Source organism: Flavobacterium phragmitis, from assembly GCF_900112575.1.
Taxonomy (GTDB): Bacteria; Bacteroidota; Bacteroidia; order Flavobacteriales; family Flavobacteriaceae; genus Flavobacterium; species Flavobacterium phragmitis.
Map to the genome: position 1 here is coordinate 159710 of NZ_FOMH01000009.1, position 25493 is coordinate 185202.

10 protein-coding genes are annotated in these 25493 nt (G+C 35.7%); all 10 read left to right on the plus strand.

Translation table 11 applies throughout. The features are described 5' to 3' along the window. Positions 1-129 precede the first annotated feature (129 nt). Positions 130-3459: a glycoside hydrolase family 2 TIM barrel-domain containing protein gene (locus BM289_RS16735; protein ID WP_091495807.1), complete on the plus strand. Its 3330-nt coding sequence runs from the start codon at positions 130-132 to the stop codon at positions 3457-3459. A gap of 324 nt (positions 3460-3783) precedes the next feature. Then, positions 3784-7221 (plus strand): glycosyl hydrolase, encoded by a 3438-nt coding sequence (locus BM289_RS16740; RefSeq protein ID WP_244165396.1) that lies wholly within the window; start codon positions 3784-3786, stop codon positions 7219-7221. Positions 7222-7380: 159 nt separating this feature from the next. Then, positions 7381-8805 (plus strand): sialate O-acetylesterase, encoded by a 1425-nt coding sequence (locus BM289_RS16745; protein WP_091495634.1) that lies wholly within the window; start codon positions 7381-7383, stop codon positions 8803-8805. Positions 8806-9009: 204 nt separating this feature from the next. After that, positions 9010-11424, plus strand: coding sequence for a DUF5703 domain-containing protein (locus BM289_RS16750; RefSeq protein WP_244165397.1), 2415 nt, complete (start codon positions 9010-9012; stop codon positions 11422-11424). A gap of 15 nt (positions 11425-11439) precedes the next feature. Further along, positions 11440-13899 (plus strand): pectate lyase family protein, encoded by a 2460-nt coding sequence (locus tag BM289_RS16755; protein ID WP_091495636.1) that lies wholly within the window; start codon positions 11440-11442, stop codon positions 13897-13899. 233 nt (positions 13900-14132) lie between these two features. Continuing rightward, positions 14133-16148 carry an aceric acid hydrolase gene (locus tag BM289_RS16760; protein ID WP_091495638.1) on the plus strand — a complete coding sequence of 672 codons (2016 nt, stop codon included), beginning with the start codon at positions 14133-14135 and terminating at the stop codon, positions 16146-16148. 208 nt (positions 16149-16356) lie between these two features. After that, the gene (locus BM289_RS16765) at positions 16357-17343 is read left to right on the plus strand and encodes a pectinesterase family protein (protein ID WP_091495640.1); all 987 of its coding nucleotides are present in this window, start codon (positions 16357-16359) and stop codon (positions 17341-17343) included. A gap of 689 nt (positions 17344-18032) precedes the next feature. Continuing rightward, entirely contained in the window at positions 18033-21428 is a 3396-nt protein-coding gene (locus BM289_RS16770; RefSeq protein ID WP_091495643.1) for a SusC/RagA family TonB-linked outer membrane protein, read from the plus strand. Positions 21429-21446: 18 nt separating this feature from the next. Continuing rightward, on the plus strand, positions 21447-23426 hold the full coding sequence (locus BM289_RS16775) for a RagB/SusD family nutrient uptake outer membrane protein (protein WP_091495645.1): 1980 nt from the start codon (positions 21447-21449) through the stop codon (positions 23424-23426). Between the two features lie 102 nt (positions 23427-23528). Beyond that, the gene (locus tag BM289_RS16780) at positions 23529-25241 is read left to right on the plus strand and encodes a polysaccharide lyase (RefSeq protein ID WP_091495647.1); all 1713 of its coding nucleotides are present in this window, start codon (positions 23529-23531) and stop codon (positions 25239-25241) included. Positions 25242-25493: the final 252 nt, after the last annotated feature.

Genomic DNA, 25493 nt, shown 5'->3' on the forward strand with positions numbered 1-25493 from the left:
ACCTAGTTTGTCATTTCGACTGAAAGGAGAAATCACACTCGTAACCACAAAGATTGTCGATTAAAATTGCGGAATTTCTAGTGCGATTTCTCGTTCCTCGAAATGACAAAAAATACTAAAAATAAAAGAATGTTTCAACCAATTCAAATAAATAACTTTTCAAGGTTTCGAATTTCGATACCAAAATCAGTATTCACATTTTTCATTTTACTTCTAACATCTTACACAACCCATGCCCAATCCGTAACAGGAGAGCCAGCGGGAGTTCCAGAATTGCATAAAAAATATGAATTTGCGCCGTGGGAAGATCCAACTATTACAAGTATTAACAGACAGCCATCAAGAGCAACTGCTTATTCATATGCAAGTATTGAAGATGCATTAAAAGGCGACAGAACCAAAAGCCGAATCCAGATGTTAAACGGCGATTGGGATTTTAAATATGCTGTAAATTTAAAGGAAGCTTCTAAAGATTTTTATAAAAATACTGTTTCAGGTTGGGATAAAATCGAAGTGCCTTCAAACTGGGAAATGAAAGGATATGATAATCCAATTTATAAAAGTGCCGTTTATCCGTTTCGACCGATAAATCCGCCTTATATTCCTAAAGATTATAACGGTGTTGGTTCGTATCAAAGAAGTTTTACCGTTCCGGAAAACTGGAAAGATATGACCGTTACTTTGCATTTTGGAGCTGTAAGTTCAGGGTTTGAAGTTTGGTTAAACGGAGAATTTTTAGGCTATGGCGAAGACAGTTTTCTGCCATCAGAATTTGATATTACGCCTTATTTAAAAGCGGGAGAAAATGTAGTTTCCGTTCGTGTCATTCGTTGGACAGACGGTTCTTATTTAGAAGATCAGGATCACTGGCGTATGAGCGGAATCCAACGTGAAGTTTTCATTATGGCCGAGCCGAAATTGCGTATTCAGGATTTCTTCGTTCAAACGAAATTAGACAAAGAATACAAAGATGCGATTTTCAAATTGCGTCCAAAAGTAGAGAATTTGACTGGAGCAAAAATCAAAGATTATACGATGAACGTTCAGTTGTACGATGCTAATAATACGGCCATGTTCAAAGAACCGCTTCAAAGACCTGTAATTGATTTAATCAATGAAAGTTATCCTCGTTTGGATAATGTGCGTTTTGGATTCTTTCAGGAGACCATTAAAAATCCAAAGAAATGGAGTTCAGAAGAGCCGAATTTATATACAATGGTTATTTCCATAAAAGATAAAAATGGTAATGTTACTGAGGCGAAAAGCTGTAAAGTAGGTTTCCGTTCGATTGAATTTTCAAAAGAAAATGGCAAAATGCTCATTAACGGAAAAGAGACTTATGTTTATGGCGTAAACCGTCATGATCATCATCCCACAAGAGGAAAAGCCGTTACGAGAGAAGATATCAAACAAGATATTACTACGATTAAAAAGTTTAATTTCAACTTTATACGTACAAGCCATTATCCAAACGATCCTTATTTCTACGAATTATGTGATCAATACGGAATCATGGTCATGGACGAAGCCAATCAGGAAACACACGGAATTGGAGGGAAATTAAGCAATGATCCGCTTTGGACAAATGCTTATATGGAACGAATGATTCGAATGGTCGAAAGAGATAAAAACCATCCATCGGTCGTGATGTGGAGTTTAGGTAACGAAGGCGGAAAAGGACCAAATCATGCTGCAATGTCAGGCTGGGTTCACGATTTTGATATCACTCGTCCAGTGCATTATGAACCAGCACAAGGAAATGCAAAATTAGACGGATATATTGATCCACTTGATCCGAGATATCCAAAAACAATCGATCACGCTTATCGATTCGAAAACCCGCAGGATGATTCGTATGTCGATATGGTCAGCCGTTTTTATCCGGGTGTTTTCACTCCTAAATTTTTAGTAGATCAAAAGAAAGATACACGTCCGATTATTTTCGTTGAATATTCTCATGCAATGGGGAATTCAGTTGGGAATTTAAAAGAATTATGGGATGAATTCCGTTCGCTTCCTAGAGTTATTGGAGGTTGTATCTGGGAATTTAAAGATCAGGGAATCGTGAAATTCGATTCAAGGTCAGGGCAGAATTATTTTGCGCACGGAGGAGATTTCGGCGAAAAATACCATGACGGAAACTTCAATACAAAAGGAATTGTTGATTCTAATGGAAAACCAAAAGGTTCGATTTTTGAGAATAAATGGGTGTATCAGCCAGCGATTTCGACTTTAAACGGAAATCAGTTAGAAATTAAAAATCGTCAGGCCGTTAAATCATTAGAAAGTTATATTCCGGTTTTAAAAGTGTTGGAAAACGGAAACGTAATCAAAACTCAGATTTTAAAACCATTCAAAGTAGAAGCAGGACAATCCACAACATTAGATGTTAGTCCGTATCTTCCAAAAATGAAAGTCGATGCCGAATATATTTTAAATATAGAATTCCAGCTTTCAAAAGATGAATTATGGGCTTCAAGAGGTTACGCTGTAGCGGAAGATCAGTTTGTGTTGAAAAAGAAAGAAGCCGTTTCGCCTGAATCGAAAAAAGAAAATGTAAACGTTTCTGAATCCGATGCAGATTTTAAAATTAGAGGAAAAGCATTTGATATTACAATTAATAAAACAAACGGAGCTTTAAGTTCTTATGTTTTTAATGGTGAAGAGCAAGTTTTTGCACCGTTGCTTCCTAACTTCGTAAGACCACTTACAGACAATGATAAACGTGGTTGGAAGTCTCAAAAATTATTAAAACAATGGTATAAAGCAAAACCGAAATTGGTAAATATTGCGATTGATAAATCGGCTTCAGCAATTAAAATCACAAGCAATTATGAAGTTATAAAAGACAGTGCAAGCGTAAATGTGGTTTACAATATTTTACCAAACGGATTAATAAAAGTAGATTACAGTTTAAAAGCTTCAAACAAATTGCCGAACATTCCAAAAATCGGAATGCAGATGGGTGTCAAAAGAAGTTTCGACCAGATTTCATGGTACGGAAAAGGCGAATTGGAAAATTACAGCGACAGAAGTTTTGGTTCGTTTGTTGGGAAATATTCGCTTCCAATAAATGATTTTATCGAACATTATCCAAAACCGCAAGAAAACGGAAACAGATGCGATGTAAGATGGATGGCATTAAGTACTCCACAAAAGAACAACGGATTTTTAGTAGTAAACGAAAATAAAGTTTTAAGTATGAGCGCATGGCCATATACGCAGGAAAACCTAAGTGCATCAGGACATACATACGATTTGAAAGATCCAGGATTTTTAACGCTGAATATCGATTTAATCCAAATGGGAGTAGGAGGAAACGACAGCTGGACCATTGTTGCACAGCCGTTAGAACAATATCAGATTAAATCTGGCAATTATGAATACAGTTTTTATTTGATGCCTTTCAGCGGTTCAAAGAATGAATTGGAAAATAGTTTGAAGAAGTTTAAATATTAGTTAATTGATAATTAAAAATTAATAATTAAAAATTAAAAGATACGGTTTGTCATTTCGAGGAACGAGAAATCACACGAGTATGTCGACAAAGATTGGAGAAATACATTGTAGAATTTCTAGTGTGATTTCTCCTTACGTCGAAATGACAAAAATGCATACAGATTAGCAAACATAGCCTGAGGTTTCAACCTCGGGAAACGCATAGAGAAATCACGTTGCGTCTCAATGGTTGAACCATTGGCTATGTTTTAATAGAAAAAAATATATTAAACCCGACAGGTTTCAAAAACCTGTCGGGTTTACGAACAGAAAATAATAACAATAATGTCTAACCGTAACCACATTTTTCTTTTCAAAAAAGACTTTCGACTTTGGACTTTCCAACTTTCGACTATTATCTTTTTTCTTCTCCTAGCAAGCATCGTCTCTGCACAGGAAGTTCATAAAAAAGAATCCTTTCAGCCAACATTAGAATCCTCAAGACCTTGGGTGTATTGGTATTGGATGAAATCGGCGTATTCTAAACCCGGAATTACGGCCGATTTAGAAGCTATGAAACAAGCTGGAATTGCAGGCGCTTATTTAATGACTATCAAAGGTCCGTCAAATCCGCCATTGATTGATCCACCAGTTTTACAGTTAAGTCCAGAGTTTTGGGATATGATTCATTGGGCTTTTAAAGAAGCAGATCGTTTAGGATTGAAACTGGCTTTTCACGGAGCTGACGGATTTGCCGTTGCTGGCGGGCCTTGGATTACACCAGAAATGTCAATGCAGAAAGTAGTCTGGTCAACAACTGAAATTTTAGGCGGTAAAAAAATCACTTCAAAACTGCCAGTTCCATCACATTACAAAGACTATTATAAAGACATTGCCACTTTTGCGATTCCGATAAAAGAATACGAAATCACTTCGCAGATGCAATTGCCAAAAGTGACGACATCCAACAATACAGATGCCTCGTTTTTGGCAGATCCTAAAAAAGACGAGAACTTTAAGTTTGCTGATGCAGGATGGATTCAGTACGAATTTGCACAGCCATTTACTTGTAAATCAATTGTCATTGAAACCAAAGGAAGAAACTTTCAGGCACAACGTCTGATTATAGAAGTGAGCGATGACGGAGCTAATTTTAGATTCCACGAAAGAATGATTGCGCCACGTCACGGCTGGCAGGACATGGATTTCCCGAATACACATACGATTACGCCCGTAACAGCAAAATATTTCCGATTCGTTTATGATCCAAAAGGAACAGAACCTGGAGCAGAAGATTTGGATTTTGCGAAGTGGAAACAGAATCTGAAAGTGAGTAAAATTACACTTTCGAACCAATCACTGATTAATAATTACGAAGGAAAATCGGGAGCAATCTGGCGTTTGACTCCACAGACTTCAGAAAAAGAAATATCAAATTCTGAAACATTCAAAAAATCTGAAATCATCAATATTTCGAATTTTGTTGATGCTGATGGAAACCTGAACTGGAAAGCGCCAAAAGGAAAATGGAAAATTATCCGAATGGGACACACTTCTACAGGACATGAAAATGCAACCGGAGGAGCAGGAAAAGGATTGGAAGTTGATAAATTTGATCCAGAATTAATTCGTTTTCAGTTGGATCATTGGTTTGGAGAAGCTGTTCGTTCGGCGGGCCCAGAACTGGCTTCAAAAGTGCTGGAAATCTTGCATTTTGACAGCTGGGAGTGCGGAAGCCAAAATTGGTCTTCGGTTTTTCAGGCTGAATTTAAAAAGAGACGTGGTTATGATATTGTAGAGTATCTGCCAGTTATGGCTGGAATTCCAGTAGAAAGTGCCGATTTCTCAGAGAAAGTTTTATACGATATTAGAAAAACAATTGCCGATTTAGTTGCCGATAGTTTTTACGGAACTGTCGCTCAGATTGCCAAAGAAAACAACATAAAATTAAGTGCCGAAAATGTGGCGCCAGTTGTAACCAGCGATGCATTGCTTCATTACAAATATGTCGATTATCCAAGTGGAGAATTTTGGCTGAAAAGCCCAACCCACGACAAACCTTTTGATATGGTCGATGCCATTTCGGGCGGACATATTTACGGAAAAGATATTATTCAGGCCGAATCTTTTACGGCTCTGCGTATGGATTGGGACGAACATCCCGGAAATCTAAAAACAACAGCTGACCGAAATTATGCTTTAGGGATTAATCGTTTATTCTATCACGTTTTTGTGCATAATCCGTGGACGGATAGAAAACCGGGAATGACTTTAGATGATATCGGGACTTTTTTCCAAAGAGACCAAACTTGGTGGAAACCCGGAAAAGCATGGTTTGATTATTGCCAAAGAGTGCAGTTTCAATTGCAAAAAGGAAAACCTGTGATTGATCTGGCGGTTTTTATTGGTGAAGATTTTCCTTCCCGTTCTTTTGTTCCAGATCGTTTGGTTCCTTTTATTCCGAATGTTTTCGGAAAAGAAAGATTGGAAAGCGAGAAAATCCGTTTAGAAAATGAAGGCCAACCAACGGCAAAAATGCCAAAAGAAGTGACCTATTCTAAAAATATCACTGATTTATCACAATGGATTAACCCGCTAAATGGTTACCAATATGATTCATTTAATGCCGATGTTTTAATTAATCGTGCGAAAGTGGTGAAGGGAAAAATTTCGTTTGATGGCGGAATTGAATATGGCGCTTTATTCTTTCCCGGAAGTCATAAAATGGCACCAAATAAGATGCTTTCTTTGGCTTCCGCCGAAAAAATCCTCCAATTACTAAAAGATGGAGCTACGATTTTTGTAGATGAAAAACCGAATCTTCAGCCAGGAATACATTCTGAAGCAGATCAAAAGAAGTGGCAGAATGTAATTGATCAAATCTGGAATAATGCCAATTCAGAAACATGGAAAATAGGAAAAGGAACGGTTGTCAAATTACCGTATTTAGGAAACGATTTTGCTTCAATCGGAATTACTCAGGATATTTATTTTCCAAACCTAAACCGTGCTGATGCCGAAACATTAGCTTGGGCGCATCGTAAATTGGATACCGAAGATATTTATTTCATTTCCAATCAAAAAGCAGAAAAACGTGTATTTGAGGCGTCTTTCAGAATTTCAGGAAAAGTACCGCAATGGTACAATCCCGTTACAAATCAAACTTCGGATTTAGCCAATTGGAAAATAGAAAACGGAAGAACAATTGTTTCGATAAGTTTGGATGCCAACGAATCTGGTTTTGTGATTTTTAAAGAAGAAACAAAAGAAATTTCTGTAAAAAGAAAATTAGCCGAATTTGAGAAAGTTCAGACTTTAGATGAAAATTGGGAATTGCAATTTGACCCCGCTTTTAAAGGGCCAAAAGAAGTGGTGAAAACAAAGAAACTTTTCGATTGGAGTACTTCTGAAAATGATCAAATTAAATATTATTCAGGAACTGTGATTTATAGAAAGGATTTTGTTTGGAAAGGAAAAAGCGCAGATAAAATCTGGCTAGATTTGGGTGAAATTGCCAATATCGGAGAAGTAGTTATTAATAATATTCACTGCGGAACACTTTGGACATTTCCTTATAAAGCGGATATTTCGAAAGTACTCAAAAAAGGTAAAAATGAAATTGTAATTATAATCACAAATACCTGGGCAAATAGATTAATTGGCGATCAAAAATTACCAAAAGAAGAAAGATTAACATGGACAACAGCGCCATTCCGATTAGAGGGAGAGCCGTTGTTGAAAGCGGGATTGTTAGGTCCAGTTACGATTTTACAAGAGAAATAAATGTTATCCACAGATTAAAAGGATTATTTGGATTGTCACCCTGAGCGAAGTCGAAGGGCGCTCCAATTGGAATCGGGCTTCGACTTCGCTCAGCCTGACATAACTAAAACTAATAAGCCTTTTTTAATCATTTAATCTGTGGCAAAAAATAAATAAAAAATGAAAAATTCAATTATTGCATTATTAACGATTTTAGCAAGCTTTCAAATCAATGCCAAAATCAAACTGCCGGCCTTGTTTACGGACAACATGATGTTGCAACAAAAATCAAGTGCACCAATTTGGGGCTGGGCAGAAAAGAATGCTAATGTCGTAATCAAAACTTCATGGGATTCTAAAACCTACAAGCTGAAAGCCGATGCGTCAGGAAAGTGGAAAACGGAATTACAAACTTCCACTTTCGGCGGACCATACACGATTGAAGTTTCAGAAGGAAATGAAAAAGTAACCATCAAAAATGTTTTGTTGGGCGAAGTATGGCTTTGTTCTGGACAGTCGAATATGGAAATGCCTTTGAAAGGATTTCAGGGACAGCCTGTTAAAAACGGAAACGAAATCATCGTAAGATCAACCAATAAGAATATCCGTTTGATTACAATTCCTCGTGCAACCGTTTTAGAACCATTGCAAGATTTCGAAGGGAAATGGGAAGAAGCTTCTCCAAAATCAACATCCAATTTTAGTGCTACGGCTTGGTATTTTGGGTCGCTTTTACAGGAAGTTTTAGATGTTCCTGTGGGATTGATTCATGTTGCATACGGAGGTTCAAGCATGGAAGCGTGGATGAATCAGGAAATGCTTAAAGATTTCACCAGCGCTAAGATTCCAACTACAAAAGAAGAATTAGCAAAAGATCCAAATCGTGTGCCGACGACTTTGTTTAACGGAATGCTTTCGCCTGTAATTGGTTACGGAATCAAAGGCTGTATCTGGTATCAAGGGGAATCGAATTACGAAAGAGCTTATGAATATACTGCTTTAATGAAGAAAATGGTCAGCAGTTGGAGAGCGTTATGGAAACAGGGAGATTTCCCGTTTTATTATGCGCAGATTGCACCGTTTAATTATGCTTCTTTTCATCCAAAAGATTATTTAGAAAAATACAATTCGGCTTATTTGAGAGAAGCGCAGTTTAAGGCTTCAAAGGAAATTCAGAATTCGGCAATGGCAGTTTTAATGGATGTTGGAGAAGAAAATAACATTCACCCAATGGACAAAGAAAAAGGCGGAAACCGATTGGCTTTTCAGGCTTTGGCCAGAACGTACGGAATTGAAGGTTTTGAATTCGAAAGTCCGAAATACAAATCGATGGAAATTAAAGATGGCACTGTAACCGTTTCTTTTGATGATGTTAATAACGGAATTACATCTTATGATAAAGAAGTTTTAGGTTTTGAAATCGCAGGAGAAGACAAAGTTTTTTATCCGGCAAAAACGGTAGTGAGAAGAAAATCAGTGGTTCTGACTTCTGATAAAGTAAAAAATCCAGTGGCAGTTCGTTATTTATGGAAAGATTTCGCTAAAGCGGAATTGTTTAGCGCGGGAGGTTTGCCGGTTTCTTCGTTTAGAACAGATGAGTGGTAATACGCACGCTCTAGTGTAAGGTTTTCAAAACCTTGTAGGTATGATTGAGTTATTAGTTTGAAGTCTGGTTTGTCATTTCGACTGAAAGGAGAAATCACACTCGTAAATAGACAAAGATTGAAGATGTTCTATGTGGAGTTTCTAGTGAAGATTTGCTTCGCCAGTTCGCTATCGCTCGGGTCTCCTTCGTCGAAATGACAAAAAATGAGAATAAATCTGCAGAATCTGCGAGAGAAAATTAAAAAAATAAATACCTACAAGGTTTTGAAAACCTTGCAGGAAAACGAAAAAATGAAATACATAAAATACATCCTTCTCTTCACAACGCTTTGCCTCAAAGCGCAAATTCCTACGCTTGAGAATTACAATCAGGTTTGGACAACGCAGAGTCAGAATTCATCAGAATCGATGCCTTTGGGAGGCGGGGATATTGGTATGAATGTCTGGGTTGAGAAAGGCGATTTGTATTTCTATTTTTCACGAAGCGGTACTTTCGACGAACATAATACTTTATTGAAATTAGGAAGAGTAAAAGTGACGTTAAGCCCGAATCCGTTTGAAGAGAAAGATGGTTTTCATCAGGAATTAAAACTGAAAGACGGTTATGTTTTGGTTGGACAAAACGATACTAAAATAAAACTTTGGGTAGATGTTTTTAAACCGATTATCCATGTTGATTTAGAAAGTAAAAATACGTTGAAAATGACAGCTTCTTATGAAAGTTGGCGTTATCAAAACCGTTATCCGAAAGGAAAAGAAAACAATGCCAATTCTTATAAATGGGCACCTCAAGGAGAACTTATTACGTATAAAGATTCTATTTTATTTGAAAATAACGGAATCAAATTTTACCACAGAAACAGAGAAAATACGGTTTTTGACGTTGCGGTAAAACAACAAAAAATGGAATCGGTTAAAGATCAAATGATGAATCCGATTTCGAATCTGACTTTCGGTGGATTCATGAAAGGTGATAACTTAAAACCAGACGGAACATATCTTGGAAAATACCAATCTACCGATTTTAAAGGATTTAATTTATCAAGTGTAAAACCTTCAAAAAAGCATTCACTAGAAATTTATTTGAATACGAATCAATCTGATTTTTCGACTTGGAATGCCGGATTAAAAAGCCTGATTTCGGCCAATAAAAATAATTTCAAACAAGCAGAAAAGAACACTCAAAAATGGTGGAATAATTTCTGGAATCGCAGTTTTATTTTCACTCAAAAAAATCAATCGATTGCCAAAGATTCAGTCTATCAAATTGGACAGAATTATCAATTGTTTCGATATATTCTCGGATGCAATGCGTACGGAAAATATCCAACGAAATTTAACGGCGGACTTTTTACGGTTGATCCCGTTTACACCAATAAAGACCTAGATTTTACACCCGATTTTAGAAATTGGGGAGGAGGAACAATGACAGCTCAAAATCAGCGATTGGTTTATTTCGGGATGGTAAAAAGCGGTGATTTTGATATGATGAAATCACAATTGGACTATTACCTGAGCCTTCAAAAAAATGCTGAATTAAGAAGCAAAGTTTACTGGAAACATAATGGTGCATCATTCACAGAGCAATTAGAAAACTTTGGACTTCCAAATCCAGCTGAATACGAATGGAAACGCCCAGCAGATTACGATCCGGGAATGGAATACAATGCGTGGTTAGAATATGAATGGGACACGGTTTTAGAGTTTTGCCAGATGATGTTACAGCAGAAAGAATATGCTGGAGAAGATATTCAGAAATACAATCAATTCATCATCAGCTGTCTTCGATTTTTTGATGAACATTATCAATATTTAGCCAAACAAAGAGGAAGAAAGGCTTTGGACGGAAATGGAAAATTGGTTTTATATCCTGGTTCAGGAGCAGAGACTTATAAAATGGCGAATAATGCTAATAGTACCATTTCGGCGTTGCAAGTTATTACAGAAAGTCTTTTAAACCTTTCAGGAAATCAATTGTCAAAAGAAGACTTGGAATATTTAAAAGGATTTCAAAACCGAATTCCGCCTTTAAATTTTGGACAGATTGAAAATCATAAAGTTTTACTTCCTGCTAAAACTTGGGAAAGAGTTAATAATTCGGAAGTTCCACAATTATATCCTGTTTATCCCTGGGGAATTTACGGTGTTGGAAAACAAGATTTGAAAACGGCATTAAATACTTGGAAATACGATCCTGATGCTTTAAAATTTAGAAGTCATGTAGGTTGGAAACAAGATAATATTTTTTCGGCTCGTTTGGGTTTAACCAAAGAGGCGATGAAATACAATACGCTTAAAATGGCTAATTCAGAAAGACGTTTTCCAGCATTTTGGGGACCTGGATTTGACTGGGTTCCAGATCATAATTGGGGCGGATCGGGAATGATTGGCATGCAGGAAATGCTTTTGCAGGAAGCAGACGGGAAAATTTACCTTTTTCCGGCATGGCCAAAAGAGTGGAACGTTCATTTTAAATTACATGCCAAACAAAATACTACAATTGAAGCCGAACTCCTAAATGGAGAATTGAAGGTTTTAAAAGTTATTCCAGAAGAACGAAAAAAAGACATTATAAATCTGCTCGGAAAATCTGAAGCAGAGAAAACGAAATTAAACTAACTATTACAATCAAAAATGATAAAGAAATTAATAAGTGGTGCTCTTTTGTCCATACTTTTAACCACAAACGGACAAGCACAATCAGCTCAAAATACTGATAAACAAATTGTAAAAGTTGACTTTGACTTTTTTCAAAGAAGACTAGAAGAAGTCCATGATCCTAGTTATGATTCTTGGGTGATTAATGAAGGAAAAGAAGCCGAAAAATCATTTAATAATGTGTCATTTAAGTTAAAAGGAAACTTTACTTCAAAGTGGTATAAAGTAGGAATGAGTGCTCCGTTTTACAACAAATTAGGAAGCGATGGTTTGGTTACTTCCGAAAATTTAGAATTGAAAATCAGCGGATTGAAAGCAGGAAAACATACGCTTTTGACGTTTCATAACGCTTTTGATGTCATTACAGGGAAAACTTTTTCTCCAATCAAAATCTATGTAAACGGAAAACTTCAGGAAACCGTAAATGCCAGCCAGAGAGCTAATGCTAAAATTGATGCTTCGATGGCATATATTGCTTTTAATGCTGAAAAAGGCAAAGATGTAATCGTTCGTTTTGAAATTGATCCGACTTCCAACCCTGATATTGTAAAACAAATTGTCATTAACGGTTTCGAAATTGATACGCCAAATTTGATGAATCAGGCACGTACTCCAGAACCAAAAAACAGAGAGGAACATGTTGAAGTAGGCAAAACTTTAACCCTAAAATGGGATGCTGTAAAAAACGTAGCATCGCATAAAATTTATTTTGGTGAAGATAAAAATGCTGTTGAAAATGCAACAGAAAGTTCAAAAGAATTTAAAGGAAAATTAACCGATAAATCTTTTACAGTTTCTGATTTATATAGTGGAACAACTTATTACTGGAGAGTCGATGAAGTAGATAATAATGGCGAAGTGACATTAGGAAATGTTTGGTCGTTTAAACCTGCTCAATTGGCGTTTCCTGGTGCAGAAGGATATGGAAGATATGCTGTTGGTGGACGTGGCGGAAAAGTAATTGAAGTAACGAATTTAAATGACGACGGACCCGGAAGTTTACGTGAAGCGATTAATCAGGAAATTGGGCCAAGAACCATTGTTTTCAATGTTTCGGGAAATATCAAGTTAGCTTCGAGATTAGTAGCAAATCAGCCATATATTACGATTGCAGGACAAACCGCTCCGGGAGAAGGAATTACAATTAGCAGAGCGCCAATTGGATTAACAGGAAATGATGGTGTAATCCGATTTTTAAAGGTAAGAATCGGTGGCGGAACGACTTTTGACGGAATGGGATTAACAGGTGCCGATTATAGTATTATTGATCATTGCTCAATTAGCTGGACGATCGATGAATCGTTTAGTTCGCGAGGAGCACATCATATTACATTACAAAGAACATTAATTTCAGAAGCTTTAAACGTGGCTGGCCATGATAAATACGAAGCAGGAAAAATGCATGGTTATGCTGCTACAATTGGCGGTGATATTGGTAGTTTTCATCATAATTTACTGGCTCATAATTATGGAAGAAACTGGAGTATTGGCGGCGGTTTAAGTGGTGACGGATTTTATACTGGTAGATTAGATATCACTAATAACGTAGTTTACAACTGGGGAAAAAGAACAACTGATGGTGGTGCAAACGAGGTAAATTTTGTCAATAATTACTATAAACCGGGTGCTTCAACTGGAATTTTTGTAGCGTTAAATGCACAGCATGAAGGCGTTGGAAAAGGAATGCAGCGTTATTATTTTGATGGGAATGTTATGCCGGGTTATTTTGACGAGAAATCTCAGGAGAAAGGAAGAAAATCTACTGTCACCAATAGAGAAAAAGTGGAATATGAGACTTTCGTAGACAAGCCATTTTTCCCTTCTTATGTAAATACACAATCTGCTAAAGGAGCTTATAAAAATGTACTTTCGGATGTAGGTGCCAATCAGCCGTTTTTTGATAAACACGATAACCGAATCATCGATGAAACTTTAAAAGGAACTTTCACTTATAAAGGCAGTAAAAGCGGTTTAGGCGGAATGATCGATAATGAACAAGATGCTGGAGGATGGCCAAATTTCGCTTCAGAAACTCGTCCAGCAGATTGGGATACCGATCATGATGGTTTGCCAAATTGGTGGGAAAAAGCTTTTGGTTTAAATGAAAATTCAGCTTCGGGAGATTTCTCAGATGCTAATCAAGATACCGATAAAGATGGATTTACGCAATTGGATAATTATTTAGATTGGTTGGCTCAGCCTCATTATTTTATCAGTTTAAAAGATAAAAAAGTGTTGAATGTAGCAGATTATTTTAAAGGATTCGAAAACAAACCAGTTTATACTTTTTCCGAAGTAAAAAATGGAAAAGCTGTTTTAAAAGGAAAAGAAATTCAGTTCACGGCTTCAGACAAAGGTTTCGCATCTTTCGTAGTAACGGTAAAAGATGCAGATGGAGATTCAATGAGTAGAACTATTAATTTCTTCGTAAAATAAAAAAAGTTTTCACGCAGATTTGGCTGATTTAGGCAGATCTGCGCAGATTTTAGTATTAAAAATAAAACATAAATATCTGCTAAAATCTGCAAAATCTGCGTGAAAAAAAATCAGATTAAGATATTATAATAGATTAAAAGAAAAAAAATAAATCAGCGCAATCTGCAAAATCTGCGAGAAAAACTTAAACTCTCGTAGATTTAGCAGATCTAGCAGATAAAATTAATATCAAAATGAAAAAGAATATCATTATCTCAAGTTTGTTTCTTTCAACCGTAATCTTTGCTCAAAACAAAGGTTTGGTTGCGAATTCAGAAAGTCCGTATTCGAAATTACAAAGCGTAGGTTTACAAGATGTAAGATGGACAAACGGTTTTTGGAAAGAACAATTTGATGTAGAAACCAAAAATACCTTGCCCTACATGTGGGATTTGTATCATAACGAAACTTCGCATGCGTATAAAAACTTCGAAATTGCAGCAGGTTTAAGTAAAGGAACTTTCAAAGGCCCTTCGTTTCATGATGGTGATTTTTATAAGATTTTTGAGGGAATGGCGGCAACATATGCTGTTACAAAAGATAAAAAGCTTGATGCCGAAATGGATAAAGCTATTGCGCTTTTCGCGAAAGTACAGCGCAAGGACGGTTATATCCATACTCCAGTTTTAATTGACGAACGCTGGGGAACTTTAGGACCAGAAGAAGTTAAAAAACAGTTAGGTTTCGAAAAATACAATATGGGACATTTAATGACTGCAGCTTGTATTCATTATCGTGCCACGGGAAAAACAAATTTCCTGAATATTGCAAAAGGAGTTGCTGATTTCTTGTATGATTTCTATAAAAAAGCATCACCAGAATTGGCTAGAAATGCGATTTGTCCGTCACATTATATGGGAATTGTCGAAATGTACAGAACCGTAAAAGACCCGAAATATTTAGAATTAGCTAATAATCTGATTGACATTCGTGGAACTACAAATGACGGAACTGATGATAATCAGGATAGAGTTCCGTTTAGACAGCAGACAACTGCAATGGGACATGCTGTAAGAGCGAATTATCTGTATGCAGGAGTTGCCGATTTGTACGCAGAAACGGGAGAAAAGAAATTACTAGATAATTTAGAATCGATTTGGGATGATGTAACGTATCGTAAAATGTACATTACAGGAGGTTGTGGTTCTTTATACGATGGAGTTTCTCCAGACGGAACTTCTTATGATCCATCTGTCGTTCAGAAAATTCACCAAGCTTACGGAAGACCTTTTCAATTACCAAATGCAACGGCTCATACCGAAACTTGCGCTAATATTGGAAACGTTTTATGGAACTGGAGAATGCTTCAAATTACTGGGGATGCCAAATATGCTGATATTGTAGAATTGGCACTTTACAACAGTGTACTTTCGGGAATGAATTTAGAAGGAGATAAATTCTTGTACAACAATCCGTTGAATGTTTCAAATGATTTGCCTTTTCATCAAAGATGGGGAAATGTGCGTGAAGGTTATATCGCTTTATCCAACTGTTGCGCGCCAAACGTAACCAGAACGGTTGCCGAGGTTGGAAATTACGCTTACAATCTTTCAAAAGAAGGCTTGTATGTAAATTTATACGGAAGCAATACTTTGAATACAAAAACATTAAACGGAGAATCTTTAGAAATTGAGCAGCAAACCAATTATCCGTGGAACGGAAAAATAACGTTGAAAATCATAAAAACTCCAAAAGATCTGCAGGCTTTCTTTTTGAGAATTCCAGGTTGGAGTCAAAATGCGGAAGTTTCGATAAATAATGTAAAGATTACCGATAAAATCGTTTCTGGAACTTATTTGCAATTAAATCAAAAATGGAAAAAGGGAGATGTAATTGAATTGAATCTTCCAATGCCAGTGGAATTAATGGAAGCCAATCCGTTGGTAGAAGAAGTTAAAAATCAGGTTGCTGTAAAAAGAGGACCTTTGGTGTATTGTTTAGAATCAGATCAGCTTCCTGCGAAAGTAAGTGTTAATGATGTGGCTTTAAATTTGAAATCGAATTTCGCAATAAACAATTTCATCTTAAATAATAGAAATTTAGTAAGTATTGATGCAGAAGCTGTTATAAATTCAAATAATTCATGGGAGAAGACATTGTACAAACCGCTTTCTGCTAAAAATGAAAATACCGTACAAGTAAAACTGATTCCGTATTTTGCTTGGGGAAATAAAGGAAAAGGAGAAATGACAGTTTGGATGTCGCATTAATTTGGAACGCTGATGAAACGGATTTACTTCGTAAAAACGCGGATTAAAAACGGATTTTTAATTTTTACTTAGATTTTATGGCTACAGTTTGTCATTTCGACCGAAGGGAGAAATCACACACGTGACTAGACAAAGATTGAAGATTTAGATTGCGGAGTTTCTAGTGTGATTTCTCCCTTCGGTCGAAATGACATAAAACAAAAAACATATGAAATATATTCTAACTCTATTTTTACTAACAACACTTTCATTATCTGCCCAAATGCTCGATAATAAATTCGCATTAACTGTTGCTCAAGACGGTTCGGGAGATTTCAAAACCATTCAAGAAGCGATAAATAATGTAAAAGATAATTCAGAGAAAAGAGTCGTAATTACAATAAAGTCAGGAAAGTATATCGAGAAATTGGAAATTCCTGCTTCAAAACCTTTCATTACTTTAAAAGGTATAGACAGAAATAAAACCATTATTTCATTTGATGATTATTCTGGGAAACCACTTCGTGAACCAGATCCGTCAGGAAAAAAGGAATTCGGAACATCAACTTCCTATTCTTTTTTAATAAAAGGAAATGATTGTACATTGGAAAATCTAACTGTCGAAAATACAGCAGGAAGAGTAGGACAGGCAGTAGCTCTTCATATTAAAAGTGATAAAGTTATTGTAAAGAACTGTAATCTTTTAGGGAATCAGGATACGCTTTATTTATCAGAAGGAAATACTCGCATCTATTTTGAAAACTGTTTTATCAACGGAACGACCGATTTCATTTTTGGCGCTGCTACGGCTTATTTTTATAAATGCACAATTGAAAGTTTAGTTAATTCTTATATTACTGCTGCTTCGACTCCGCAAGGGCAAGCTTATGGTTTTGTTTTTACAGATTGTAAACTTATAGCAAAAGAAAAATCGGTAGATAAAGTTTTCTTAGGAAGACCTTGGAGACCTTATGCGCAAACCGTTTTCATTAATACCGATATAGGTTCGCACATTATTCCCGAAGGTTGGAACGCGTGGATTGATACTCGATTTCCAGACAAAGATAAAACGGCTTATTACGCAGAATATGGGAGTAAAGGCGCAAGTGCAAAAAATATCTCACAAAGAGTATCATGGTCACATCAGTTAAAGAAAGAAGATATACTGAAATATAGTAGAGATTTAGTTTTAAACGGATGGAATCCTACTAAATAAGTCAGCAATTCCTAAAAAAATATATTTTATATACATTAAACCTGCTATATGAAGACAGATTGTCTTTGAATAGCAGTTTTTTTTTATCGTTTATTAAACATCAAACTACATAAAAAGTACGTTTAATTATCGTTAATCAGAAATTACGTTTAAAAATTTTTCTTTTTAATAAATTTATTTATAATTATTATGTAACTATCCTGATTCTGTTTTTGTAGGCTTTTTAGTGTAAAATGAATTTGTTTTGAGCAATTAACTCTATCGTTTTCGTAAAAAAGAGCCTTTTTGTAAGAACTTAGGAATCAGTTGTGATGTATTTAGTTTTGCAGAATAAATAGTAGATGTTTGTTTTTGATAAAAATCTTATTATTTTTTAGTCAAAATAGGATATTAAATTTTGTTTTAAGCAAACATTTGTTTCAAATATTCTATTCCGTTTATTTTTTCCACTCAATTTTTATTAATATTGTTTTTTTTGCGTCTTTTTTTTTGAGATTATATGATTAAAACAGGATAGAGCAGGACGGTTGTAATATAGTATCGTCATATTTTTGGAAGACAAAAAAATAAATGTGTTTTAAACATTTAATAAGGTTTTTAAGATTTCTTTAAGCTAAATTTTGTTAATGATTTCAAACATATTTAACATGACTAACTAACAATTAATAACCTAACCAAAAAAAACATTTATGAAACAAGCACTTATAAAAAGATGTAGTTTTCTTTTGTTTACACTGATAAGTGTGCTGAGTTATGCTCAAAACTCAAACGTAGTTACAGTAACAGGAACTATTACCGACAATTTAGGAGGACTGTTACCAGGAGTTAACGTAACTGAAAAATCTACTAAAAACTCAGTCACAACAGATTACAATGGAAAGTACCAGATTAAAGTAAAAAGTGGAGGAACTTTGGTTTTTTCTTTCATTGGAATGAAAAAACAAGAAATACCTCTTAACAATCGTTCTATCGTTAATGTAAAAATGGAAGACGATTTCAATCAATTAGAAAACATTGTTGTAGTTGGTTATGGTTCTCAGAAGAAAAAAGAGCTTACTGGAGCGATTGCTACTATCAAGGCAGACGATTTAATGGATTTGCCAGTAACTAACTTATCTGACGCCTTAAAAGGATTAGTTCCCAATCTTAATGTTAGTAGTGGATCTGGTCGTCCAGGAGAAGCGGGAAGTATTCAGATTCGTCAAACTTTTAGTTTGTCTAAAGATGGGGGGTTTGATATTCCATTGATTATTATTGATGATATGATTCAGATAGATCCATCTAATGGAAAGCCTACATTGGAACAGTTTAATAGATTAGATCCTTCAGAGATCGAAAGTATGACTGTTTTAAAAGATGGTTCTGCAGCAATTTATGGTTCTCGTGCTTCACAAGGAGCAATTGTGGTAAAAACTAAACGTGGTAAAGCAGGGAAAGCAAAATTCTCATACAATAGCCAGTTTGCAATTAATGACGCAGTTAGCCATAGTAAAGTATTGAACGCTTACGAGTTTGGTGTTTTTAGTAATAGATATTTTAAATCGAGGGTTGCAGCACCAGCAGTAATTGATCCAGCTACCATATATTCTGATGCCGAATTGGAACAAATGAAAGGTTTAAATTATAACTGGTTGGATGAAGCTTGGAAACCAGCGATTCAACAAAAACACTCTTTCAACGTGAGTGGTGGTAATGAAGATATTACTTATTTTGCCGGTGCAACTTATCTAACACAAGATGCTAATTTAGGATATCAAAAATATGAGAAGTGGAATTTCCGTACTGGTATTAATGCAAAAATTGCTAAAAATTTAGATTTTTCTGCTTCTGTTTCTGGAAATGTTGGATTTATCGATAAATCGTTTACTAAAGCATCATCAAATATTAGTGATGGTAGTTATGGTTCTGCAGCTGGCGGGGAACAAGCTGATTATGGATTCTTGTTACACATGCCGCAACATGTGCCTTGGCAGACAACTTTGAACGGAAAAAATTATTATGTATCTCCATTTCCTAATTCAAACAAAAACTTTGGTAGTGCAAATGCAAATAATAATATTGCAGGCTGGAACTATTTTGCAAATTTAAATAATGGTTCACATCAAACTACTGATGATAATACGTTTAATGTTAATGCTTCATTGAATTATAAGGTAGCAGCAGTAAAAGGATTGTCATTCAAAGTAACTTACTCAAGAAATCAAAGTTCAACTTATAATGAGCAAATTCAATTGCCATACGATTTAGTTAGAATTAGAGATTATCAGCTTCAGGATAAACACTTAGCAAGTGCAGCTAATCCTAGTTTTTATAATGCAACCACTAATCCGACAGGTAGCTATGTACTGGAGACTAACGTAAGAAACTCAAGAGTTTATTATAATAATACAGACGGAAAAAGTACTCAAGGAGATTTCTTGATTAACTATGACAGAACTTTTGGAGATCACCAGATTGGTGCTATGGTAGGTGGTGAAGCTTCAGAAGTCTATAATACATTTACACGTTTGGCATACGAACAAACTGGAAAAGACTATTTAGGAGATTATCGTACTGCTGGTACATTGAGTACTTCTAATAGTCAAGCTACAAAAGTAGAAGGAGGGACTCTGTCTTATTTTGGACGTTTGAATTATAGTTTCAAACAAAAGTATTTATTCCAGTTTATTCTTCGTAGTGATGCTTCGACAAAATTTGCTCCAGAACATTATTGGGGAACTTTCCCATCTGTTCAATTGGGTTGGGTAATGTCTAAAGAAAATTGGTTTGAAAAAAGTGTGCCATGGGTTGACTTCTTTAAAATTCGCTACTCAATCGGGAAAACGGGTAAAGATAATATTATGCCATGGAGATGGGAGCAGTATTATGATCTTATCGTAGATAAAGGTTTTCAATTCGGTCCTGGTACAGCAACTAGTGGTGGTGGATGGAACGGAAATGGTCTAACTCCTAGAGTAAATCCAAATAGAGATGTAACTTGGGATACTACTATCAAAAACAACGTAGGAGTTGATATTACTTTGTTGAAAAACAGATTAAGCTTAACTTATGATTTCTATTATGATAAAAATAAAGAAATGTTGACAGATATGAGTAGTGCTGTAGGTGTGCCAATTTCTGTAGGAGGCGCTTATGCTGAACAAAATTATGGTAGGATTGATGCATGGGGACATGAAATTAGCCTGAATTGGAGTGATAAGATAAAAAGTAATATGAGTTATAATGTTGGATTAAACTTTGCTTATAACAATAATGAAATCAAATTGTATCCTGATCAGGGAAATATGGTTCCATCTAATCAAACTAAAAGAGAGAGTTATTCAACATTTAATCCAGTATGGGGATTTGCAGTTTGGAAAGGAACATCTACAGGAGATGGTATTTTGCGTACAGATGAAGATATCGCAAATTACTGGGCATATTTAACAGAACGTGCTACTGCAGTTGGAGGAGTACCAAGATATTTTGACATCAATTCTGCTGCGGGAATGAGAAAAGGATCTTTGGCTTATCAGGATGTTGCAGGTCAACTTAATCCAGATGGATCAATGTCAGGGGCTGATGGGCAAATTATCAAAGAGAATGATTATGTAAAATTAGCAAACAGTAGTAGAACTTATAATGTTATAGCAAACTTAGGTTTCAAATATGACTCATTTTCTTTAAGAACTCAAATATCAACTTCTTGGGGAGGAGCAAATTTTGTTGACTTAGTAAATCAAGGTACGTCATCTGCACACAATATGTGGTCTCGTGAGAGTTTTTGGAGAGATATGTACAGTGAGGATAATCCAAATGGTAAATATCCTAACGTTGCACAGTGGACATACATGTCAAGTCCATCAGATTTTTGGCAGATAAGTACTTTCCGTTGCTTTGTTAGAAACTTAAGTCTTAATTATGATATTCCTAAGAAGGTTTTTGCAGACACAAAAATTGCTGCTATAACTCTAGGTATAACAGGTAATAATCTTTGGGATTTATATAATCCTTATCCAGATCATTATAGAAATATGTATGATAACTCTTCTGTGAATTATCCTACACTTAGAACTTGGTCGCTTAATTTTAACGTATCATTCTAATCAAATTAAAAAGAAATTATGAAAACACCATTTAAATATATAACACTATCAATATTACTTGCTGCAGGTGCTGCTTCTTGTAGTGATGATTTTCTAAAGGATAAGAAAGGTTATGGTTTTTACGATGATACATTCTACCAGACTCAGGAGCGTGCACAAGCGTATGTAGATAATCAATATTACGATTTTTATAATGCATACAAGTCACCAACTGCAACAATTATTGGTTCTTTTACAGATACGAATTCAAGATTGACAGAGGAATTAGGTGGAACACAGGATTTTATAAACCCTAATAAAACCATCATAAACTCGCAAGATGCAAGTGGTTATTATGGAGCAAAATTAGGAACAAGCATTAATAATCATCCTTACAATAGAATTAGAGAATGTAATGCTTTCTTGGAAGATATTGATGTAAAAGGTTCAAACCTTGATAAAACATTTCGTGATCAGGCGAAAGGACAAATGTATTACATGCGTGCCATGCAGTATTTTGATTTGATGCGAGTTTATGGAGGAGTTCCTATTGTTACAACTGTTCAGGCTGCGTCAGCTAATGATCCATCTATTCAGATTCCACGAGCTAAACCTTCTGAAGTTGTAGCGCAAATTGTAAAAGATTTGGACATGGCGGCAAGTTTATTGCCTGGAAATTGGGCTTCTGGTTCTTATGGTCGTTTTACAAGAGGTGCAGCTTTAGCACAAAAATCCAGAGTACTTCTAACATTTGCAAGTCCTTTGTTTAATAAAAACTGGGATGGTTCAAACGAGCGTTGGGAAGCGGCTTTAAAGGCTGGATTGGAAGCAGAAGCTCAATTGACTGCTGACGGATATGGATTATATGGAAGTACTGCAAAACAATGGGAACAAATGTTTTTAATTGATAATGCTTTTTGTTCAGAAGCTATTACAGTGCAACTTTGTGGAGTTGGTGTTACATCACAGGCTATAAATAATTCTTGGGAAAAAGGAATTCGTTTATTAAGCTTAGGTGGAACAGGAGGAGGAGTTGCTGCTCCTAAAGAAATGATTGATTTGTTCCCAATGGCGGATGGTAGCAGACCGACTGCAGCAAATGGTTACAACGATTTTACCTTCTTCCTTAACAGAGATCCTAGATTCTATAGAACTTTTGCTTTTTCTGGTGTTAAATGGGGAAGCAAAGAAACTCCTAATAGTGTCCTTTGGGCATACCGTTGGGTAGATGGTTCAAATAAAGCTGGTTTTTCAGATGGAAATACAGCAATATCTAGTCCAGCTTTCATTAGAAAAATGTCAAATACTGCTGCTAGTAAAGAAACTAATTTCCAATACTCAGGAACTGATATTTTTGAATATCGTTATGCTGAATTATTATTGAATATTGCTGAATGTTATGCAGCTTTAGGTCAAACGAGCAATACTTTAAATTATTTAGGAAGAATTAGAAATCGTGTTGGTATTCCTCAAGGTACTAATAATTATGGTATAGGTACATTATCAGATAAATACAAAGCTATAGAGGCTGTTTTATACGAACGTAGAGTAGAGTTGGCTTACGAAGGAAAACGTTTTTGGGATGTACAAAGATGGATGTTATATGATAATGAAGTTTTACCGGGAGTTGCTGGAGGTACTGTAAGTAAATTAGGTTTAACTCCAATTAATGGAACAAAACGTACTGGTAACTTCTTGCAATACAGAGTTGCAACAACATCTGCAACGACAGATCCTTTGGCAGCTGCACGTGCAAGTATAGTGGCAGATCCTGATGCAGCAAATTTCAATGCTCAGCTAGCAACTTTGGCAACGTTCTACAACACAAACTTTATTCGTACAAATTTAGTTACTCCTATGGATAATTTTAATGGAGCTGCTGTAAATATTAAGTTCAATCCAAACTATTACATTAATGGTTTGAATACTACTGCCTTGACATCAAATCCATGGTTGTTGCAGACAATAGGCTGGAATGATAATTTTGGCGGAGCTGGAACGTTCAATTACCAAGAATAAATTTAAATTTCAAAAAAAAGAATTATATAAAACTTTTCACCTGTACTTCTCAAAAGATACAGGTGATTTGTTTAAAAAGAATTACCGCAACTATAAATTAACATGAAAAATTCCGCATTATTTATCGCATCATCTCTGCTTTTTTTAGGAAGTGCAAAATGTTTTGCTCAATATCCGAAGATTAGTCCAGAAGTTCAGGCTCAGGAAAAAGCAATTAAAGAAGAAGCTCAAAGACTTTCTGATGAAGCTTGGGCAAAAGCTTTAGTAGTTATTGAAGAAGAAGCTAAACATGGAAAACCATACATTCCGTGGGCATCACGTCCAACTGATTTGCCTCAGGCTGAAATTCCAGCTTTCCCAGGTGCCGAAGGTGGCGGAATGTACACATTTGGTGGCCGTGGCGGAAAAGTATACACTGTTACAAGTTTAGAAGATCGTGGACCGGGAACTTTGCGTGAAGCCTGCGAACAAGGAGGAGCAAGAATAGTGGTATTTAATGTTGCTGGAATTATTAGACTTAAAAGTCCGTTGATTATTCGTGCGCCTTACATTACAATCGCAGGACAGACTGCTCCTGGTGATGGTGTTTGTATCGCGGGAGAATCAACTTGGATTGATACGCATGATGTAATTATCAGACACGTACGTTTCCGTCGTGGAGAAACTTTCGTAGGACGTCGTGACGATGCTATAGGAGGAAATCCTGTTGGAAATATCATGATTGATCACGTTTCTGCAACTTGGGGACTTGACGAAAATATGTCAATCTACAGACATATGTATAATCCAGGTCCAGGTTACCCAGACATTAAAGTGGGAACTGTAAATATTACTATCCAAAACAGTTTATTTGGAGAAGCTTTGGATACTTACAACCACGCTTTCGGAAGTACTTTGGGTGGTGAAAATTGCTCTTTTATGAGAAATATGTGGGCTAATAATGCTGGAAGAAATCCATCTATTGGATGGAATGGAATTTTCAATTTTGTGAATAACGTAGTTTTCAACTGGTACAACAGATCAACAGATGGAGGAGATTACACAGCAAACTACAATATAATCAACAACTTCTACAAACCAGGTCCTGTAACCGATTTAACACAGCCAATCAGCTACAGAATCTTAAAGCCAGAATCTGGAAGAAGTAAATTACCTTATATGGTTTTTGGTAGAGCTTATGTAAACGGAAATGTTATTAATGGAAATGAAAAAGTAACTAAAGACAACTGGGATGGCGGAATTCAGTTAGAGAATAAAAAAGGAGAATTAATGTCATATGATGAAGCAAAAGAATACTTCTCTAAAATGAAAGTAGATAAACCATTCCCAATGCCATGGTTCAACAAATTTATGACAGCTGAAGAATCTTATGAATTCGTTCTTAAAAATGTTGGGGCAACGCTTCCAATTAGAGATAAAGTAGATGAAAGAATCGTAAGAACGGTAAAAACTGGGGTTCCAGAATATGCAAAAGGTTTGGAGAAAAAGACTTTCTACCAATTTGAACACAGACGCTTGCCGATGGATTCTTATAAAAAAGGAATTATTACTGATATTTCTCAAGTTGGCGGATATCCTGAATACAAAGGAAAGCCTTATGTTGATACAGACAAAGACGGTATGCCGGATGCATGGGAGAAAAAATACGGTTTAAATCCGAATGATCCATCTGATGCACAAGGAGATTTAAATGGAGACGGATATACTAATATCGAAGATTATATCAACGGTGTAAATCCTGCGATAAAAGTAGATTGGAAAGATTTGGCTAATAACAAAGAAACTTTAGTTAGACCTTTATTAGATTTAAAATAAGGAACAGTTTTTGAAAGCATTCGTGTTTCTTAATAAACAGGAATGCTTTAAAAAAGAGCCTGAAAGGCTTAAAGCAACAACAAAGGACAACGTCCTCTTTATAATAGTGTGGAAGCGAAAAAGCCCTGAAAGGGCGAAAGCAATTAATGAAATATGGACAAAGGCTTGCGCCCTTTCAGGGCTTTGCTATATGATTTGTAATTCATAGGATTTTATACTATGGCGTTGCTTAAAGGCCGTTGGCCTTATGAT

Coding starts and splice junctions, on each gene's coding strand:
- BM289_RS16780 (WP_091495647.1), top strand. CDS start 23,529: ATGAAAAATTCCGCATTATTTATCGCATCATCTCTGCTTTTTTTAGGA.
- BM289_RS16765 (WP_091495640.1), top strand. CDS start 16,357: ATGAAATATATTCTAACTCTATTTTTACTAACAACACTTTCATTATCT.
- BM289_RS16750 (WP_244165397.1), top strand. CDS start 9,010: ATGAGAATAAATCTGCAGAATCTGCGAGAGAAAATTAAAAAAATAAAT.
- BM289_RS16775 (WP_091495645.1), top strand. CDS start 21,447: ATGAAAACACCATTTAAATATATAACACTATCAATATTACTTGCTGCA.
- BM289_RS16755 (WP_091495636.1), top strand. CDS start 11,440: ATGATAAAGAAATTAATAAGTGGTGCTCTTTTGTCCATACTTTTAACC.
- BM289_RS16735 (WP_091495807.1), top strand. CDS start 130: ATGTTTCAACCAATTCAAATAAATAACTTTTCAAGGTTTCGAATTTCG.
- BM289_RS16770 (WP_091495643.1), top strand. CDS start 18,033: ATGAAACAAGCACTTATAAAAAGATGTAGTTTTCTTTTGTTTACACTG.
- BM289_RS16760 (WP_091495638.1), top strand. CDS start 14,133: ATGAAAAAGAATATCATTATCTCAAGTTTGTTTCTTTCAACCGTAATC.
- BM289_RS16745 (WP_091495634.1), top strand. CDS start 7,381: ATGAAAAATTCAATTATTGCATTATTAACGATTTTAGCAAGCTTTCAA.
- BM289_RS16740 (WP_244165396.1), top strand. CDS start 3,784: ATGTCTAACCGTAACCACATTTTTCTTTTCAAAAAAGACTTTCGACTT.